Below are 21,181 nucleotides of genomic sequence, written 5' to 3' on the forward strand. Positions count from 1 at the left end.
CTTTGTTCACCGGTGTGGCGGTCGCGCGAAATACAACATGTTTGCAACGCCACATCGCCCTGTCCCCCACCGGCCATGTCCGGCAGCGTCCCCTACGATCGCCCAATGCGGATCTTCTTTGTGTGCACCGGAAACGTTTGCCGCTCGCCCACCGCTGAGCGCCTGACCTCCGCATACGCGGCCGAAGCCGGCCGGACCGATCTCACGGCACACAGCGGAGGCACCCGCGCCATGGTCGGGCACGGGATGGAGCCCACCGCAGCGCTGGTACTTCAGCAGCTCGGCGGCGACCCGGACGGATTCGTCGCCCAACGCATCACACCCCAGCTCGCGGAAGATTCCGACATGGTCATCACCATGAGCGAGCGGCAACGCAACAAGGTCGTCGAAGTGGCACCGCGCAAGATGCGCGTGACCTTCACTCTGCGTGAGGCCGCGCGCCTCATGGAGGCGAGTGGCGCCACCACCGTCGCAGAATTGGCAGCGGCCCGAACTCAGCACACTGCCGAGTCCGGGCCGGAGGACATCACCGATCCGATCGGCCAGGACGAGGAGACGTTCGTCGTGGTCGGTTCGGAGATCGCCGATCTGCTGCTACCCCTGCTTGCCCGAATCCGGGTTTGAGTCGTCGACCGGGCGTCGCGGTGCCTGGATCACCGGCCGCGTCGCCTGGCTCTCGGCTGCATGACCGTTCTTCGGCCCGAAGCCCGGCACGGACGAATACGCCTGCTGCGGGTACTGGTCGTCGCTGTGCCGTGACGGCGCGGGCGGGAACTGCTCGGACACGTTCCACGCGTCGTTGTCGGGCCGGTAGTCGCCGCTGGTCCGGTACGGCATGGCCTGTGTCGGCGCGGGCGTTGCATGCTGACCACTGGGTGCATGCTCGTTGTCGAACTGACGGGGCTGCTGAGGCGCCGGCGGATGCACCACCTTCTGTGCGGCCGGGACGGGCTGCGACGCGACCGGTGCGGCAGGCGTGGCCGGCTTGTCGGCCTCGTAGTAGTACCGGTACTCGTACGATCCCCCGCGACCCTTCGCCGGAGTCATGTTGAGGATCGTGCCCAGCACGGTCGCGTTGACCGACTGCAGGTTGCCGACGGCGCGAGCAAGCTGTTCCTTGGTGGTCTTGCCGTGCCGTGCGATGAGCAGAGCACCGTCGGTGATGGTGCTGAGCACGGCCGCGTCGGTGACGGGCAGCAGCGGCGGCGCGTCGATGATGACGTAGTCGAATCGCGACCGCAGATCTTCGAGCACCTCGCGGGCGTGCTCGGAGCCGAGCAGCTCGGACGGGTTCGGCGGCAGCGCGCCCGCACCGAGTACCCACAGGCCGTCGTACTTGGTGGTCTGCATGACGTCGGAGATCGATGCCTGGTTCGCGAGCACGGTCGACAGGCCGGCACCGCCCATCACACCGAGGTACTTCGACACCCGCGGACGACGCAGGTCGCCCTCGACCAGTGCGACGGTGTGCCCTGCCTCGGTGAGCACCAGCGCGATGTTGATCGCGGTGGTCGTCTTGCCTTCGGTGGGCAGTGCACTGGTCACCACGATCGCGCGCGGCGGGTGGTCGACCTCGAGGAACTGCAGGTTGGTGCGCATTTCGCGATAAGCCTCGGCGTCACCGCTGTTGGCTTCGGCGAACGAGATGGCCGGCGCTTCCTGCCGCGCCTTGTCCATCGGGATCACACCGACCACACCGGCTCCGGCGATCTCCTCGATGGTCCCGCGGTCCTTGACGGTGTTGTCGAGGCGATCGCGCAGCACCGCGAGGGCAATACCGAGCAGCACGCCGACGGCCAGACCGAGTGCGACGTTGCGCATGGTCTTGGGTGTCACCGGCGCCGACGGTGTCGCAGCCTGGGTCTCCACGACGACGCGCGCCGTGGGAGGACCACCGTTCTCGGGGGTTTCGAGCTCACGGACCATGACGACGAACTCGTCGGACATCGCGTTGGCGATGTCGCGCGCCCGCTCGGGCGACGGGTCGGTCACGGCCATGTCGATCAGGACCGTGTCGGGGGCCGACGCCGCAGTGACCTTCGAGGCCAGTTCGTTGGGTGTCACGTCGGCGAGTCCGAGTGTCGAGATGGTGCGCTCGGCGAGGTTCGTGCCCGTCAGCAGCTTGGTGTACGACGCGACACGCTGCTGCGAGAACAGGTTGCCCTGGTAGATCTCCTGCACCGATCCGCCCGACGACGTCGACACGAACATCCGTGTCTTCGCTTCGTACTGCGGAGTGGTCAGTAGTGACGCTCCGAGTGCGGCGAGGACCGCGACGACCGTCGTCACTGCGACGATCTTCCACCTCGCCTGCAGAATTCGCAGGTAATCGTGTACTTCCATCAGGGCGTCTCCCTCGTTGCGGTTACTGCGCACCCAGCGGGCACGATGGGACGGTCGTCACGGTCTGCCAGCGCAGTGGCGAGAACCGGACCGATCGAACGGACTGCGTCCGCACCGGTCAACTCCGAGTGTGTATACGGCACCGGGTGTTCGACGACGAGACCGTGCACGTATCGCTGCCAGGTCGCAGCGAGCTCTGGATGCCGGTCGAGATCTGGGGTGGCGACGAACAGGTCGATGTCGCCGTCGTAGGGGCGTGGTGTGTGACGCAGCGCGGCGGTCTCGACGGCCTGCGCTGCCGCGTCGACCCGCCCGAGTACGTCGCCGACGAGATCGGCGGGCAGTGCTGCGTAATCCAGTTCGGGTTCCGGTTCGGGTGATTCACCGACCGGAAGGGTTTCCGGCGTGAGGGTGTCGAGTAACGCGAGTACACCCACCTGTTCGCCGCGCTCGCGCAGTTGCACGGCCATCTCGTGGGCGATCGTGCCTCCCACCGACCAGCCGAGCAGGTGATACGGGCCCACGGGCTGCACCTTACGGATCTCCTCGACATATCGCGCGGCGAGTTCACCGATGCTGTCCGGAAGGTCGTCGAACCCGAGTGCCTGCACGCCGTACAGTGCGCGGCCCTCCAGGTGGGCGCCCAGACCCCGGTAGCTCCACGCGAGCCCGCTGATGGGGTGGATGCAGAACAGCGGTGCACGTGCGTCGCCTGCGGTGAGTTCGACGACCGTACCGAGCGGATCGGTTGCCTCACCGCCGTGTTCGATGCGGTGCGCGAGTTCGTCGACCGACGACGAGGTGAACAGCCACTCGAGCGGAATGTCGCGGTCGAGTTCGGTGCGCAGGTCGCCGGCCACCGCGACTGCGGCGATGGAACTTCCACCGAGATCGAAGAATCCGCGGTCGGCCGAGACGGTGTCGGCGGGCACGCCGAGGTGCCGCGCGAAGATCGCAGCGACGGTCTGCGCGAGATGTCCCTGCGGCGGTACGAACTCGACTGCGGGTGCGTCGGGTGCAGGCAGCGCTGCGCGGTCGATCTTGCCCGACGACGTGAACGGCAGGGCGTCGACGACGGTGATACTCGAGGGCCGCAGGTGTCGCGGGAGTTGGGCGGCGACGCGTCGTCGCAGGCTTTCGACAGTCGCACTGCCCTGCACGTAGGCGGCGAGCACGGCGTGGCCGGCCTGGTTGTCGACGACGACCGTGACGGCGGCGTCGACCTGCGGGTCGGCGAGGAGCACGGCGTCGACCTCCGCGGGCTCGACGCGGATGCCGTGGATCTGTACCTGATCATCGGCACGGCCCACGTGGTCGAGCTGACCGTCCCGTCCGATTCGCACGAGGTCACCCGTGCGGTACAGCCGGTCGCCAGGAGCACCGAACGGATCGGCCACGAATCGTGTTGCGGTATCGGCGCTTCGGTTTCGGTAGCCGCGGGCCAGTCCGCTGCCGCTCACGTACAGCTCCCCGACCGTGCCGACGGCGACCGGGTGCAGGCGCGTGTCGAGGACGTGGGCGGTGGCACCCGCGACCGGGACTCCGATGCCGGGCTTCGCGTCACCGCGCAGGGGTCCGCCGACGGACACGCCGACGGTCAGCTCGGTGGGGCCGTATCCGTTGAACAAGCGGTGCCCCGACCACTTTCGGGCGAGCGCCGAAGGAAGCGATTCACCGGCCGCGACCACGGTCAGCGGCGCCACGTCGGGCGACAGGGTCGCGAGCACGGTGGGTGTGAGGTTGGCGTGGGTGATGCGCTCGTCGATGATCAACTGCTGCAACGGTTCACCGGCGAAGGTGTGCTCGGGTGCGATCACCAGCGTGCCGCCGTGCGCGTGGGCGGTGAGCAGTTCGAACACGGCCGCGTCGAACGTGTGCGACGCCGCCTGCAGCACCCGCGCGCCGGGCGCCGCGTCGAGGCGTGCGCGCTGCAGATCGACGAGGGCGGTGAGCCCGCGGTGCGTCACCTCGACGCCCTTCGGTGTGCCGGTCGTGCCGGATGTGTAGATCACATAGGCGGTGTCGTCGACGCGCACGGCCGGTGCTGCGGGCACAAGCACGTCGTCGCGGTCGGCGGTGAGGTCGAGCCAGGTGACGTTACCGGGCCCGTACGCACCGACGGTGAGCCCGTAGGTGGCGCCGGAGTCGCGCAGGATCGCGTCGATGCGCGCGGCGGGTTGTGCCGGATCCACCGACACCCACGCGGCACCGCTCTTGGCGACCGCCCACACGGCGAGCGGCCAATGTTGATCGCGCGGTGACGAAATCGCGACGATATCGCCGGTGCCGATACCGCGTCGGGCGAGGTCGGCGGCGATCTCGTCGGCGCGGGCGGACAGCCCCGAGTACGTCCACACGACGTGGCCGGCCTGCACGGCGATGGCACCGGGATGCTCCGCGACGGCGTCGTCGAGCAGGTCGACCAAGGTGCGGGGCTCCACGGCGGGAGTCGACAGTGGCGCGGGTGCGGGGACGGCGAGGTCTCCGACCGGAAGCGCCGGACGGTCCACGGCGTCACCGAGCAGCGACACGTAGTCCGCGAGCAGCGACTCGGCGGTGGCAGTGTCGAACAGGTCGACGGCGTGCACGAGCCGCAGATCGATGCCCCCGTGGTCGATATCACTGCGGTCGCCGCGTTCGACGACTTCGAGGACGAGATCGAACTGGGCGGGGGGCGCACCGGCGTCGGCTTCGGTGATCCGCAGTCCGGGCAGCTGGGGCAGCGTCTCGTCGGCTACGGCGCGGTGGGTGAGCAGCACCTGGAACAGCGGGTGGTAGGCCTGCTCGCGCGTCGGCGCGACCTTCGCGACCACCTCTTCGAACGGCACGTCGGCGTGGGCGAACGCGCCGAGGTCGGTGGCGCGCACGTCACGCAGCAGTGCGTCGAACGGCCGGGCGGGTTCGATGACGGTGCGCAGCGGTACGGTGCCGACGAACATGCCGACGAGGTGCTCGAGCTTGGGGTCGCCGCGACCGGCCACGGCGGTGCCGATGGTGATGTCGTCGCGGCCGCTGCGACGGGCGAGCAGTGCCGCGAGCACGGCGTGGGCCAGCATGAACACGGTCACGTCGTGGTTGCGTGCGGTGTCGCGGAGCCGGTGGTGGAGGTCGGCGTCGAGATGGACGACGGTCTGCGCGCCGCGGTGGGTCGGGCGCGCGGGTCGCGGCCGATCGGTGGGCAGTGGCAGCGGGCTGTCGGGCGCGCCCGCGAGGATCGTCGCCCAGTAGTCGAGTTGCCGCGCGGCGAGCGACGTCGGATCGGTGGGGTCGCCGAGCAGGTCGTGCTGCCAGCGCGCGTAGTCGCCGTAGGAGACGGGCAGCTCCGTGAACTGCGGTGCGTCTCCGGCGAGACGGGCGGTGTAGGCACGCGACAGGTCGTCGAGCAGCGGGCCGACGGAACCGCCGTCGAACGCGATGTGGTGCACCGCGGCGGCGAGGATCCACCTGCCGGGCCCGACGTCCAGCAACCGGATCCGCAGCGGCGACTCGGTGGCGAGGTCGAACGGTGTCGCGGTGATCTCGGCAATCCCTGCATCGATGTCGGTGCGCGAGAGCTGTTCGAGCGCAGGCGGGTCGAGCAGTACCTGACCTGCATCGGTGTGCGCGGTCCGCAGGATCCGGTGGCGGTCGATCACGTCGCCGACCGCCGCGGCCAATGAGTCGACGTCGAGTTCGCCGGCGAGTGCGAGCACGACGGGCACGACGTATGCGGTCGTGTCGGGGTCGACGCGGCTCAGCAGCCACAGTCGTCGCTGCGCGGGCGCGAGAGGAGTAGGCCCATCGACATCGTAGTGCTGCAACGGGATCCGCGGATCTTCTTCACCGATGCTATGAGCCAGCGCCACGAGAGTCGGGGCGTGCAGCACCGACCGCACGGGCACGTCCACTCCGAAAGCATCGGTGAGGCGCGCAGCGAACACGACGGCCGACAGCGAGTCGCCGCCCGCCGCGAAGAATCCGCGATGCGCGGACGGCCGCACACCGAGCACGTGCTCGGCGACGGTGACCACGAGGTCTTCGGCGTCGGTGAGCGAGCGGTCGTCGACCACCACATCGTCGAACGGCTGCCCAGTGTCAACCAAATGTGCGGCATCGAATGATTCGAGCGCCGCCACGTCGAGCTTGCCGTTGGCGGTGAGCGGCAGTGCATCCACAACCCGCACACGACCGGGCATGCGCTGCGGCGGCACCACCAGCGACAGCGACGCCTGCACGTTCGTCGCGGTCAGCTCGTGTCCGGCGACGAACGCCACCAGCGTGCCGCCGAGCGCGAGCACCGCGGCGTGCCGCACGTCGGGCTGCGCGAGCAGTGACGCTTCGAGCTCGCCGGGTTCGATGCGCACGCCGCGCACCTTGAGCTGACGGTCGGTGCGGCCCCGGTAGGCGAGGGCATCGCCGGTGCGGTGCACGAGGTCGCCCGTGCGGTACATACGGGTGCCGTCCGCCGCCGCGACAAATCGCTCGGCAGTGAGCGCGGGTGCGTCGAGGTATCCGGCGGCCAGTCCTGCACCGGCGAGGTAGAGCTCGCCGACGGCACCGTCCGGTACCGGCTGCAGGCGGGCGTCGAGGACGTGGGCGACGGTGCCGGGCACCGGGCTTCCGATTCCGGCCGGGGCGTCGCCGCTGATCTCGGCGAGGGTCGAGACGATTGTCGCTTCGCTGGGTCCGTATGCGTCGAGCATCGTGCGGCCGGCGGCCCAGCGTGCGGCCAGCGCGGGCGAGAGCGATTCACCACCGGACGCGACGACGCGCAGGTCGGGCAGTCCGTCGGGATCGAGGGTGCCGAGCACCGTGGGTGTCGACAGGTAATGGGTGACGTGCTCGTCGACGAGCAGGTGGTGCAGGTCGGCTCCCGCATACACGTCGGGTGGCGCGACGACCAGCGTCGCCCCGCTCGTGTGGGCGAGGAGCAGCTCGAGCAGCGCGGCGTCGAATGCGGGTGAATAACCGTGCAGTACACGGTCTCCGGTGCTGACCCGGTAGCGCTTCCGAACCTCGGCTGCGAGCGGGGCGAGTCCGCGGTGCGTGACGGCGACGCGCTTGGGGGTGCCGGTGGAGCCGGACGTCGCGACGACGTAGGCGACATCGGGTGGGCACTGCTCCCCCACGCCGGTGGGCTCCGCGCCTGCAGACGACATGAAGGCTGCGCCGGTTTTCGTGATGGCCCACAGCATGCGGATGTAGTCGACGCTGCGGGGCAGATCGATGTGCACGACCCGGCCCGGCCCGGCACCGGTCGCGCGCAGTTCGTCGGCCACCGCGTCGGACTGTTCGTCGAGTTCGCGGTAGGTGAGCGAGACGCCGTCGCCGCGCAGTGCTTCGCGGTTGGGGTGCGCGGCGGCGGTGGCGCGCAGCAACTCCGGAAGCGTGCGGGTCTCGGCGGGAGCGGCGCCGACGAGAGGTTCGGCCGCCGAGGCGAATTCCGCTTCGCCCACCGCGGTCTCGGGTGCGGCGGTGAGGGCGTCGAGGATCGTCACGAATCGCTCGGCCAACCGGGCGGCGGTGGGTTCGGCGAAGCGGGATGCGTCGAACAGCAGAGTGCCCGCGTAGCCGCCGGCAGCAGCACCGAGGGAGAACTGCAGATCGAATTTCGGTGTGTCGTCGATACTTTCCTGTGCTTCGAGCGTCAGCTCACCCACCTGCAGCGGCTCCATGCCGAAGTCCTGCAGCGCCAATGCCACCTGCGGGGTGCCGTGGATGTCGGCGACGATCTGCTCGAACGGCACGGCGGTGTGGTCGAATGCGGCGACGTCGAAGTCGCGGACCTGGGTGAGCAGCCCGGCGAACGGCATGTCGGGTGCGACGCGCGCCCGCAGCACGAGGGTGTCGAGGAACGGGCCGACGAGGTCTTCGAGCTGCGCCCAGTGGCGTCCACCGGTCACAGCGGCGACGGCGATGTCGTCGTGCGCGCCGAGGCGGGCGAGCAGCACCGACAGCGCGGCGTGCAGCACCATGAATTCGGTGGCGCCGTGCTCACGCGCAAGCCCCGCGACACGGTCGCGCACGTCGGCGGAAATCTCGAAGTCGAGGCGCTGTGCCACAGCCTCTGCGCCGGTGTGGTCGACGGGCAGTTCGGTCACGACGAGACCGTCGAGGGCGCGTTGCCAGTGCTCGACGTCGGCTGCCGGCACTCCGCGATCCTGCTCCCACAGTGCGTAGTCGGCGTACTGCAGCGGCAGCGGCTGCCACTGCGGCGCAGTGCCCGCGGTGCGTGCGAGATAGGCGACGGTGAGGTCGCGCAACAGCGGGCGCAGTGAGGCGCCGTCGGCGATGGAGTGGTCGACGTCGAGGTGCAGGACGTGCAGGTTCTCCGCGACCGGTTCGAGGCGGCTCGACCACCGCCCCCTGCCCGTCACCACCTGGTGCACGCCGTCACCGTCGACGACGTAGTCGGTGCGCAGGATCTCGTGGCGCTGCGTCACGTCGTCGAGGGCTTCTTCGAGGGCGAGCACGTCGAGTGGTCCGCGCAACTGGACGGTGCTGTGCAGGCGGTAGGCGTCGGGGGTGAGAGCGCCCAGACCCCACAGGCGACGCTGGGCGCGGCCGAGCGGAATGCGGTCGGGTCTCGGCGACACCGCGACCGGCCCGTCCTCACGCTCGGCGCCGCCGGTATCGATGACCGCGGCGAGCGCCTCGACGGTGGGGTGGGTGAACAGCGTCCGCAGCGACACGCTCACGCCGGTCTCGTCGCGCAGACGCCCGACGAGCACGGTCGCGAGCAGCGAGTTGCCGCCGAGGGCGAAGAAGTCGTCGTCGCGACCGATCGTGCCCCTGTCCAGGAGATCACCGAGCACCCGCGCCACCGTGATCTCGGTCCCGGTCGCCGGCTCCGACGAACCCGACGACGACAACGCGGGCAGCGCCGCCACGTCGATCTTGCCGTGTGCGGTGAGCGGGATCGTCTCGAGCGGCACGATCACCGTGGGCACGAGATGTGCGGGCAGCACGTCGCGCAGTGCGCGTCGCACGTCGTCGACGTCCACGCCGACGGGTGTCACATACGACGTGAGAATCCCGTTGCGCGGCAACGTGACAGAGCGATCGATGCCGCCCAGGGCCGACAGAGTCGCGTCGATCTCGCCGGGCTCGATGCGCACACCGCGCAGTTTGAACTGATCGTCGCTGCGTCCGTGGAATTCGAGGGTGCCGTCGCGGCGCCACCGCACGAGGTCGCCGGTGCGGTAGCGGCGGGTGCCGCCGGGTGCGGCGATGAAACGTTCGGCGGTGCGGGCAGCGGCACCGCGGTAGCCGGTGGCGAGGCGTCCGCCGCCCACATACAGTTCGCCGATCACGCCGATGGGCACGGGCCGCAGCCGGTCATCGAGCACGACCACCGAGGACGACCGCACGGGCTTACCGATCACGATGTCGTCGCCCGGGTGCAGCGGCTGCGAGTTGGTGACGAACATGGTGGCTTCGGCGGGGCCGTAGCTGTTGATCAGGGTGCGTCCCGGCGCCCAGCGCTCGACGAGTGCGGAGGTGAGCCGGTCGCCGCCGAGCATGAGCACCCGCAGGTGCGGTAGGTCGCGGGGCGGGACGGTCGCGAGGGTGGACGGTGTCATCACCGCGTGGGTGATGGCGTCGCGGTGGAGCAGGTCGCCGAGGGCGGTACCGCCGTAGCTGTCGGCGTCGGCCACGATCAGCGTCGCACCGGACAGACCTGCGGTGAGGATCTCGAGCATCGCCGCATCGAAGCTGGGTGCCGCCACGTGCAGCACGCGGTCGCCGGGGACGGCACCGAGATCCTGGTTGATGTCGTCGGCGAACGCACTCACACCACGTTCGGTGATGGTGACACCCTTGGGGTTTCCGGAGGTGCCGGAGGTGAACACGTAGTACGCGGGCGAATCGGGCGCCGGTTCGAGCACCGGGTCGGGATCGAATTCGGTGCCGTTGTCGACGGGCACCCACGTCACGGTGCCGGGCAGAGTGTCGCTCTCACCCACTCCGACGGCAACGCCGTCGAGCATCGCGGCGAGGCGCGCGGTGGGCTGGGCGGGGTCGACGAGCATCGGGGCGGCCCCGGCGCGGACGATGCCCCACACGGCGAGCACCGACTCCAGCGACCGCGGCAGCGCACACGCCACCGCATCACCGGGGCGTACACCGACGTCCTGGAGACGCGCGGCGAGATCGTCGGCGTAGAAGAGAAGTTCGGGGTAGGTCAGTTCGCGGTCGCCGTCGCGCACGGCCACGTGGTCGCCGCCGAAGTCGGCGCCGGCGGCGAGGCGCTGCCGCAGCGACCGGGTCGACGCGGCGAAACGTCCCTCCACCACCGGGTTCCCACCCTCGATCAGGTCGATGTCGCCGAGCCGGACCTGCGGGTCGGTGACGGCGGCACACAGGATCGCCGAGTACCGGTCGGCAGCGGCCGCGATGGTCTCCTCGTCGTACAGGTCTGTGCTGTAGAAGAATTCGAGATCGAGGCCCGAACCGGTGGGGGTGGCGGTGATCTGCAGGTCGAGTTGGGTGTGGCGGGTGTCGACCGGCAGCACCGACACGTCCACTCCGGGCAGTGCGGCGGTGTCGACTGTGTTAGCGGTGTCAACGGCGTCGACGGTGGGCCGGTTCAGCGACAGCGACACCTGGAACAGCGGGTGCCGCGCTGCGCTGCGCACGGGGTTGAGGTGTTCGACGAGCGTCTCGAACGGCGCATCGGGGTGCATGTAGGCGCCGACGTCGCGGCTGCGTACCTGTTCGAGGAACTCGGTGAACGTCGCATCCGGGTTCACGTCGGTGCGCAGCACGAGGGTGCCGACGAACATGCCTACGAGGTCGTCGAGTTGTGGTTCGCCGCGACCGGAGACCACGGTGCCGATGGGGATGTCGCGACCGGCGCCGTGTCGGTGCAGCAGGGTCGCGAGCGCGGCGTGCAGCACCATGAACAGCGTCGCGTGTCCGGTGCGGGCGAGGTCGCGCACACCGTCCACGAGCTCGGCATCGAGGGAGACGACGTGCGCGGCGCCGTGTCCGGTGGGCTCCGCCGGACGCGGCCGATCGCTCGGCAGTGTCGTTTCCTCGGGCAGGCCGGCAAGCGTGTCGAGCCAATACGGCAGTTGTTCGTCGGCGATCGCGCGTTGACGCCGCGCAAAGTCGCTGTACTGCACGGGCAGCGGCGACCACGACGGCGCCACACCCGCATGCCGCGCCTCGTAGGCGACGGCGATGTCGCGCAGCAGCGGGGTGAGCGACCATCCGTCGGCCGCGATGTGGTGCAGCACCACCACGAGCACGTGCCGCTCGGGTGCCGTCCGGTACAGCCGCGTACGCATCGGCCGATCGACGGTGAGATCGAATCCGGCCGAGGCGAATTCGGTGACGAACTCGCCGAGCGCGTCATCGGGGACAGCGATGGGGTCGAGGGTGACGGGTTCGGCAGGCAACAGCACCTGCTCGGTTGCCGCGGGGTACACGGTGCGCAGTGTGCGGTGCCGTTCGATGAGATCCCCGAGGGCGGCGGCGAGGGCTGCGACGTCGAGCTCGCCGTCGAGCTGCACCGCGAACGGCAGGTTGTAGCCGGGAGAGGCCGGGTCGAAGCGGTTGACGAACCACAGGCGCTGCTGGGCTGCGGACATCGGAGCTGCGGACATCGGTGCGGGACCGTCCCCCGCCACCAGTTGCGGCCGCGAGCGACCGGTGCCTGCTCTCTCCGTGATGACCGCGGCGAGCCCGGCGACGGTGCGGGCGTCGAAGATGTCGCGGACGGTGACGTCGACGTCGGTGATGTCGGTGAGGCGCCCGGCGAGGCGGGTGGCGAGCAGTGAGTTGCCGCCGAGGTGGAAGAAGTCGTCGGTCGCGCAGAGTCCCGCGGCACTGTGCACCGCGCCGACGCCGAGCAGCCCGGCGACCACTTCGGCGACGAGTTCCTCGACGGGCCCGTGCGGTGCCGCTCCCCCGGCGCTCGTGACCTCGGGCATCGGCAGGGCGTCGCGGTCGAGTTTGCCGTTGGCGGTGCGCGGCAAGGCGTCCAGTGACACGGCGGCCGCGGGCACCAGGTAGTCGGGCAGGGTGCGGCGCAGTTCGCTGAGCGCGGCGGTGCTGTCGCCGCCCACGAGGTAGGCGACGAGCATGTCGTCGCGCAGCAGCACCGCGGCCTGGGTGACTCCGTCGCAGGCGAGGAGTGCGGCTTCGATCTCGCCGGGTTCGATGCGGTAACCGCGCAGTTCGATCTGATGGTCGGCGCGGCCCAGATAGCGCAAGCCGCCGGAGCGGTCGCGGCGGGCGAGGTCGCCGGTGCGGTAGCGGCGGGCACCGCCGGGTGCGGCGACGAACCGGGCCGCGGTCAGGCCGGGCCGGCCGCGGTAGCCGCGGGCCAGCTGATCTCCGGTGACGTACAGTTCGCCGATCGCGCCGGGCAAGGCCTGCCGCAGCGACACATCGAGGACGTCGACGCCCATCCCCGGGATCGGGCTACCGATGCCGGCGGCGGTGGCTTCCCCGGCGGTGACGTGCACGGTGGTTTCCGTGATGCCGAACATGTTGACCGCGTGCACGTGCGGGTGCCGCCGCGCCCACGGCATCACGCGTGCGGGGTCGAGCGCCTCGCCGCCGAAGATCACGAGCCGCAGGTCTGGCAGCGACACGTCGAGGTCGGCGAGCTGGTAGAAAGCGCGGGGCGTCTGGCCCAGGACCGTAACGTGCTCGCGGGCAAGCAGGTCGGCGAATGCCTCGGGATCGCGCACGGTGTGGTGATCGATCACGACGAGTCGCGCACCCGTGGTGAGCGCGCCCCACATCTCCCACACCGAGAAGTCGAAGGCAGGTGAGTGGAACAGCGTCCACACATCGCCCGGGACGCAGCCGAAATCGAACGTGGTCGCGGCGAGCAGCGTCGCCAGGTTGCGGTGGGTGACGAGCACACCCTTGGGGGTGCCCGTGGAACCGGACGTGTAGATCAGGTAGACGCCGCTGTCCGTGGGGATGGCGGTGTCGAAGTCGGCGCCGTCGTCGATGCGGGCGGCGATTTCCGGGTCGTCGAGGTGCAGCGCGGGCACGGGCGCATCGAAGCTGCTCTGCGCGAGCACAACCGACGGTGACGCATCGTCGAACAGCGCTCGCAGGCGCGGCGCGGGATGGGTGACGTCGACCGGCAGGTATGTCGCCCCGGCGCGCGTGACGGCGAGGAGTGCGACGACGAGATCGAGCGAGCGCGGCAATGCCACGGCCACCACGTCGTCGGTGCCGATGCCCCGCTCGCGCAGCACCGCGGCCAGACCACCGGAGCGCGACCACAGCTGTCCGTACGTAAGACTCTCACCGGCGTTGGACACCGCGACGGCTTCCGCGTCGTCGGCGACGCGGGCGGCGAGGAGGTCGATGGGCGAGGTGGCCACAGACGGGAGCGTGACGCCGACGGGGGTGTGGTCGGCGCCACGCAGGGGGATACCGCCGACCGGACGAGCCGGATCCGCGGCAACCGAGTCGAGAGTACGCACAAGCCCCGTACCCCAGTCAAACAAGGTCTCACTTTCGAACATTTCCGCAGGAAAAGTGAACGTCCCCGTCAGTCCCGCGGGCGTACCGGCGTCGGTGCGGTGATCGCGGATGTTCAGTTCGAGGTCCACACGCGCAGCGCCGGACGGCAACTCGCGCACCGCCGCGCCGGGCACGGTGAAGGTGTCGATGCCGAAGCTCTCGTAGGCGAGGATCACCTGGAACACCGGGTGGTGTCCGCTGGTGCTCGCGCCCACGGCGTCGACGATGCGGTCGAACGGAACGTCGGCGTGCGCGAACGCGTCGAGATCCACGCGGCGCGCGGCGGCGAGCAGGTCGGTGAAACTGGCCCGCGGCTGCACCGACAGGCGTAGCGGGACGGTGCCGACGAACATACCCACCATGTCGTCGAGCGCAGCCTCGGTGCGTCCCGAGACGGGGGCGCCGATGACGATGTCGTCGGTCGCGGCGAGCGACGACAGCAGCGTCGCGAACGCGGCGTGCACCACCATGAACGGGGTGACGTCATTGGCGCGGGCGAGTTTGTCGATCGCGGCATGCACTTCGGCGGGCACCGTGAACCCGACCCGCCCCACAGTCCCGGCGGTGCCGTGTGCGCGCGGGTGGTCGGTGGGCAACTCGAGCAGCGGCGGCGCGCCGGAGAGCGTCTGCTTCCAGTACGCGAGCTGCCTCGCGGCCAGGCTGTCGGGATCGGATTCGTCGCCGAGAACGGCTGTGTGCCACCGCGCGTAGTCGCGGAAGGTGATCGACGAGCCGGCGAGGTCAGGGGTCCCGCCGGCTCGTCGATCAGCATATGCCGTCGCAGCGTCGCGACCTAGTGGGAGTAGCGACAAACCGTCGACTGCGATGTGGTGGAGCACCACAGCGAGCGTGAACCCGGCGGTGGTGCGGTAGAGCTTCGCACGCACGGGCGCGTCGCCGGTGAGATCGAAACGCGCACGGGCGAACTCGGCCATCCGATCATCGAGCTCGGCAGGAGCGTCGATGGGCTCGAGATCGAGTTCCACCGTGTCGAGCAGGTGCTGACGCGGGCCGTCACCCGCGTCGGGATAGACGGTGCGCAGTGTCTCGTGGCGGGCGATCACATCCGCGAACGCGGCGCGCAGGGCGTCGAGATCGGCGTCGGCGGCGAGGTCGATGGCGAAGGCGATGTGGTCGCCGCCGTCGGTGCCGGCGGCGACATCGAACCGGTTGACGAGCCACATGCGCTGCTGTGCGGGGGCGAGCGGTGCGTCGCCCGGGTTGTCGGCGTGTCCGGTGTCGTCGCTGTGGACGAGCGGGATGCCGGCCACCGAGCCGGAGGACGCGACCACGCGGGCGAGGTCGGCGACGGTGGGGTTGTCGAACACGTCGCGCACACCCACGCGCCGGCCCGCGACCGCGCCGAGCCGGGCTGCGAGGGTGGTGGCGAGCAGCGAGTTGCCGCCGCTCGCGAAGAAGTCGTCGTCGCCCGACACGGCGGACGTCCCCAGCACATCGGCGACGATCCCGGCGACGAGTTCTTCGGTGACGCTCCGGAACCCGTGGTCGGCGGTGGATTCTGCGGCAGGGACGGGCAGTGCAGCGCGGTCGATCTTTCCGGTGCTGGTGAGCGGCACCGCGTCGAGCACGGTGACGGTCGCGGGCACCATGTGTCGCGGCAGGCGGGTGGCGAGCCGGTCGCGGATCTCGCGTCCGTCGAGCTGCGTGTCGGGGCTGTGCACGTAGGCGGCGAGTGCGCTGTCTCGGACGACGGTGACGGCGGTGCGCACACCCGGGTGGTCGTGGAGAACGGCGTCGATTTCACCGAGTTCGATGCGGAAGCCGCGGATCTTGACCTGGTGGTCTGCGCGGCCCACGAAGTCGAGGGCGTGGTCGCGAGTCCAGCGCACCAGGTCGCCCGTGCGGTACATGCGACCACCGCCGAACGGGTCGGCGACGAAACGTTCGGCGGTGAGGGCGGGTGCGTCGAGGTATCCGCGGGCCACGCCCTGCCCCATGAGGTACAGCTCGCCGGTCACGCCGTCGGGCACGGGTTGCAGGCGATGATCGAGCACCGCCGCGGTGACACCGACGAGACCGGAGCCGATGGTGAGCGCGCCTCCCGGCTGCAGCGGGGTACTGGCGGTGGCGATCACCGTGGTTTCAGTGGGCCCGTACACATTCAGCATCGTGCGACCCGGCGACCACCGTTCCGCGGTCTCCGCCGGCCATTTCTCGCCGCCCACGGCGAGGACTTCGAGGTCGTCGAGCCCGGCCGGGTCGAGCTGGGTGGGCACCGACGGCGTGGTGAACCAGTGCGTGATGCGCTCGCTACGAAGCAGTTCGAGCAGGTCGTCGCCGCCGAACACATCGGCCGGTGCCACCACGAGAGTCCCGCCCGCGGTCAGCGCCATCACCTGTTCGAGGACGGCGCCGTCGAAGGCGGGGTTCGCGAAGTGCAGGATGCGAGCGTCGTCGTGCAGTGCGAACCGTTCGACGAACGACTGTGCGAGCGGCCCGAGTCCGCGGTGCGCGACCGCCACACCCTTGGGCTTACCCGTCGACCCGGACGTGTAAACAAGGTAGGCGAGATTATCGAGGTGCAGCGGACGCACGCGGTCGGCGTCGGTGATCTCGCGGGTGTCGCCCTCGAGCGTGAAGGGCACGATCTCCACACCGGACGGCACAGGCACGTCGGGGCCGGCGATCGCGTACCGGGCTCCGGAGCCGGTGAGCAGCGCATTGATGCGGGCGGCAGGCTGGGCCGGGTCGACGGGCACGAATGCCGCGCCGGTGAGGGTCACGGCGGCGGCCGCAATCACCGACGACACACCGCGCGGCACCATCACCGCGACACGGTCTTCGGCTCCCACTCCCCTGCCGAGCAGCGTCCACGCCAGCGGCCGGGCTGCGGTCGCGATGTGGAGCGGCTCGCCGCCGGGTTCGACGACCCGCGCCGCGGATCGCTCGATGATCTCGGCGAAGGTGGCTTCCGGTCCGGGTTCGGCGAGTGTCACCGGGACGGCGCCGAAGTCGATGTCGCTCACCGGCTCGGCGGGGTGCTGCGCGACGTGCTCGAGCACCGTGCCCAGACGCTGCGACCACGTGGTGATGGTGGTGTGGTCGAACAAGGTCGTGTCGTAGACGAGACGGCCCGTCAAAGATCCGTCGCGCATGGCGCGTATCGAGATCTCGAGGTCGAACCGTGCTCGGGCCGAGCCGATTTCCTGCGGCCGCACCGTGAGGCCCGGAAGTTCGAGGTCGGGGACGTCGACGTTGTCGTAGGCGAGCATCACGCTGAACGGGCTGAACCCGAGTGCGTCGACGACCTGCTCGAACGGCACGGTGGCGTGCGCGAATGCGTCGAGGTCGACGCTCCGGGCGGAGGTGAGCAGCGAGGTGAAGGGCGCGGCGGGGTCGACGTCGAGGCGCAATGCGACGGTGCCGACGAACATGCCGACGAGGGCGTCGAGGTCGGGGTGGTCGCGGCCGGCCGTGCCGGTGCCGATCGCGATGTCGCGGCCGGAAGTCCACGCCGACAACCACACCGCGACCGCGGCGTGCACGGCCATGAACACGGTGGCGTCGTGGGCGACGGCGATCGAGCGCAGTGCGTCGACCTGCTCGGCGGGCACCGTGAACTCCACCGCGGAGGCCGGGCCGAACCCGCCGTTGCGGGGACGATCGGTGGGCAGCGGCGCTGCGGTGTCGAGCCCGGCCAAAGTGGTGCGCCAATAGGCGAGTTCGCGGCCGGCGAGGCTCAAGGGGTCGGCGGCGTTACCGAGCCGGTCGCGGTGCCAGCGGGCGTAGTCGCGGTACTGCAGCGGCAGCGGCTCCCACGCGGGTGCCTGCCCGCCGACGCGCGCGGCGTAGGCGACGGCGACGTCGGTGGTCAGCGGCACGAACGAGGCTCCGTCGAGCGCGATGTGGTGGGCGACCACCGCGAGCACGTGCCGATCCTCGGCCGCCCGGAACAAGCGGACGCGGAACGGGATGTCGGCGGTGAGGTCGAACGGTGCGGCCACCCACTCCCCGATCACCGCGTCGACGTCGGCCTCATCGATGGGCTCACGGTCGAGTGCCGGGGCGGCAGTATCGATCCCGAGCACCTCTTGTACCGGTCCGTCGCTCGTGATCGAGAAGACGGCGCGGAGGATGTCGTGACGACCGAGCACATCGGTGATCGCGGCCTGCAACGCCGGCACGTCGAGTGCGCCGTCGAGGTACAGGGCGAACGGCAGGTGGTAGGCGGCGGGGTCGCCGTGCGCGCGGGCGAGGAGCAGCAGTCGCTGCTGGGCCGGGGCGAGCGGGGCCGGTCCAGTGCCCGCCAGCGCGACCGGACCCGACGCAGCGAGCGGGCGTGCCTCGGCTGCGGCGGCGAGCCGGGTAACGGTGGGGTGCTCGAACACGTCGCGGAGCTGCACGTCGCGGCCGAGTGCAGCGCCCAGGCGCGCGGCGAGCTGCGCGGCGCCGAGCGAGTGGCCACCGAGTGCGAAGAAGTCGGCATCGCCGCCCACATCGTCGGCTGCGGTGAGGTCGGTGAAGAGTTCGGCCACAAGCAGTTCGGTGGGGCCGTTCAGCGGCTTCGACCCGGCAGAAGCGACCGCGGGGGCGGGCAGTTCACGGTGGTCGATCTTGCCGCCCGGTGTGAGTGGCAGGGCGTCGAGCACGGTGATCGACGTGGGCCGCAGATAGCCGGGCAGTTGTTCGGCGAGGTGGATGGTGAGGTCGGCAACGTCGACGTTGCCGACAACGTAGGCGGCGAGGTGCTCACCGCGCACCACGACGGTGGCGGCGCGCACGGCGTCGAACGAGGTGAGTGCCGCTTCGATTTCACCGAGTTCGATCCGGCGACCGCGGATCTTCACCTGCTGATCGGCGCGGCCGAGGAACACGAGTTGTCCGTCGGAATGCCAGCGCACCACGTCGCCCGTGCGGTACATGCGGCCACCGAACGGGGATGCGACGAATCGTTCGGCGGTGAGTGCGGGTGCGCCGAGGTAGCCGCGGGCTACGGCGTCTCCCCCGAGGTACAGCTCGCCGGACACGCCGACGGGCACGGGGTGCAGGCGTGAGTCGAGGACCACGGCGGTCATGCCGTCGACGGGTCGTCCGATGGGGACGCCGGCGCCGGGTTCCAGTGGCGCGCTGAGTGTCGCGAGGACGGTGGTTTCCGTCGGCCCGTAGGCGTTGAGCATGGTGCGGCTCGCCGACCAGCGGTCGGCGACGGCCTGCGGCAACGATTCGCCGCCGGCGTCGAGCATCGCCAGATCGGGCAACCCGTGTTCGGGGGTGACGGCGAGGACGGCGGGTGCGGTGATCGCGTGAGTGACGCGTTCGGTGCGCAGCAGTGTCGCGAGGGCAGGTCCGCCGACGGCATCCGATGGGCAGAGGATGACGGTGGCGCCGGCGTCGAACGCGAGCAGTAGTTCTTGCAGCGACGCGTCGAAGCTGGGTGCGGCGAGGTGCAGCACGCGCGAGTCGGCGTCGGCGTTGTAGCGGTCGCGCAGGGTGGTCACCAGCGCCGCGATACCGCGGTGGCCGACGGCGACGGCCTTCGGTGTGCCGGTGGAGCCGGAAGTGTGGATCACCCACGCCGGATTGTCGAGGTGCAGCGTACGCAGCCGGTGCTCGGCGGTGAACTTCTCGGACGTCTCACGCTGTGCGGTGGGTACGACCCGCACGACGTGTGCAGGAAGCGACCGCTCCCCCGCGACGGCAACCGGCACGTCCGCAAGCAGTTCGGTGAGGCGGATGCCGGGAAGTTCCGGGTCGATCGGGGTGTAGGCGGCACCGGTTTTCGCGACGGCCCACAGTGCGATCACGGAGTCGATCGAGCGTGGCAGCAACACCGCGACACGATCCTCGGCGCCGGCACCGGCGGCGACGAGGCGGTGAGCGAGTTCGTCGGAGAGGGCGTCGAGGTCGCGGTAGGTGAGCGAGCGGTCGCGGTCGTGTACGGCGATGCGGTCGCTATCCGCGTGTGCAGTGAGCAGGTCTGGCAGCAACTGCGGGGCAGGTGCCTCGATGCCGCGCGCCGGGGTGAAGCCGTCGAGTTCGTCGGCGGTAGCGAACGGCAGATCTCCCACCGGTGCCGACGGGTCGCTGACGAAGTGCAGGAGGAAGTCGAGGAACCTGCGGTGCAGGAAATCGAGGTAGTCCTGCGTGTACAGGTTGGGGTTGGCTTCGAAGTCGACGCGGAGGGTCTTACCGGGAATCCCCGCGTACACATTCATCGACAGGTCGTCGACGGGTCCGGTGGACTGCACGTGGTAATCGGCCGGTACGTCGCCGTAGACGATCGGCTGATGGAAATTCATGATGTTGACGACGGGCCCGAAGGCGTTGCGCGTCTCGGTGTGTTCGCGGCCGAGTGCGCGGAGGTCGGCGAGCATGTCTGCGTAGGAGTACCGCTGATGACGCAGCGCACCGTTCATCTCCACCTGAACGCTGCGAATCAGTTCGGCTCCCGGCGCCGACAGATCCAGATGCACGCGCAGCGGCACCACGTTGGATATGACGCCCGCGGAACGCCTCAGCGCAGCGGTGGTGCGCGCCGATACGGGGAGCGACAGCACTACATCGGTGGTGCTCCGAGTGCGAGCCAAGAACGCAGCGAACCCGGCGAGCACGATCGGCACCTCGGTGGCATTCACTTCCTGCCCTCGTGCTGTGATCGCCTCAGCAAGCCCGGTGGTGACAGCAGTTCCCGATCGCCGCGCCGGGACTGTAGGGGGCGCGACGTCGCCGATGAGTGAAAGTGGCTCGGGCAGATCTGTCAGACGCTGGGCCCAATGCTCGCGGTCACCGGCCTGCCTCTTCGATCCCACGTAGGCGGTTTCGAAATCGAGGATCTTCTCGATCGGCAGTGACGTGACCGGCGGGGTCTCTTCGCCTGCGATCCACGCCGAGTACAGATCTGCAGCCCGGCGCAACAGGATCATGGCCCCATGGCCGTCGAGGGCAATGTGATGGACGTAGCTCGACAGGAAATACCGCTCGTCGGCAACGTGCAGCAGGGTGCTGGCAATGAGTCGGTCGCGGAGGGGATCGAGCGGCGCCGAGAAGCGAGCAGTCATCCAACGATGCGCAGCGGCTTCCGGGTCATCGAATCCTCGACAATCGACATATGGGACATCATCGACATATTCGATATCGACGAATTGCGCGGGAATACCTTCTCCGTCTGCGAGAAAGAGAAAGCCCGATTCCACATCGCGCGCAGCCTGCAGCATCGCCTCGGTCACGAGACCATGATCGAGACTGCCCCGAAACTCCAAGTACTGGGCAGTAATAAAGGGTACGTCCGGGTTCAACACCTGGGCGTACCACAGACCCCGCTGACTTGGGGACAGCGGAAGTATTTGCACCACGCTCCCTCGCCTCACCCGACAAAACACATACTCGAGGCGCGATCGCTACG

At 69.8% G+C, this 21,181-nt stretch carries 3 protein-coding genes; 1 reads left to right on the plus strand and 2 read right to left on the minus strand.

Features of this window, described 5'->3' with window-relative positions; translation table 11 throughout:
* The first annotated feature begins 105 nt into the window (after positions 1-105).
* Positions 106-624, plus strand: a complete 519-nt coding sequence (locus ACFWCF_RS01290; protein WP_378490678.1) for a protein tyrosine phosphatase — start codon at positions 106-108, stop codon at positions 622-624.
* Here the strand turns inward: ACFWCF_RS01290 and ACFWCF_RS01295 are convergent.
* Together ACFWCF_RS01295 and ACFWCF_RS01300 are read right to left on the minus strand one after the other, a co-directional pair.
* Positions 595-2,343 carry a polysaccharide biosynthesis tyrosine autokinase gene (locus ACFWCF_RS01295; protein ID WP_378556140.1) on the minus strand — a complete coding sequence of 583 codons (1,749 nt, stop codon included), beginning with the start codon at positions 2,341-2,343 and terminating at the stop codon, positions 595-597. The two genes, ACFWCF_RS01290 and ACFWCF_RS01295, sit on opposite strands and share 30 nt — an antisense overlap.
* Positions 2,343-21,158: an amino acid adenylation domain-containing protein gene (locus tag ACFWCF_RS01300; protein ID WP_378556143.1), complete on the minus strand. Its 18,816-nt coding sequence runs from the start codon at positions 21,156-21,158 to the stop codon at positions 2,343-2,345. The genes ACFWCF_RS01295 and ACFWCF_RS01300 overlap by 1 nt, the downstream gene beginning before the upstream one ends.
* Between the last annotated feature and the right edge of the window lie 23 nt (positions 21,159-21,181).

The sequence above is a fragment of the Rhodococcus sp. NPDC060090 genome (assembly GCF_042729855.1).
Classification (GTDB): Bacteria; Actinomycetota; Actinomycetes; order Mycobacteriales; family Mycobacteriaceae; genus Rhodococcus.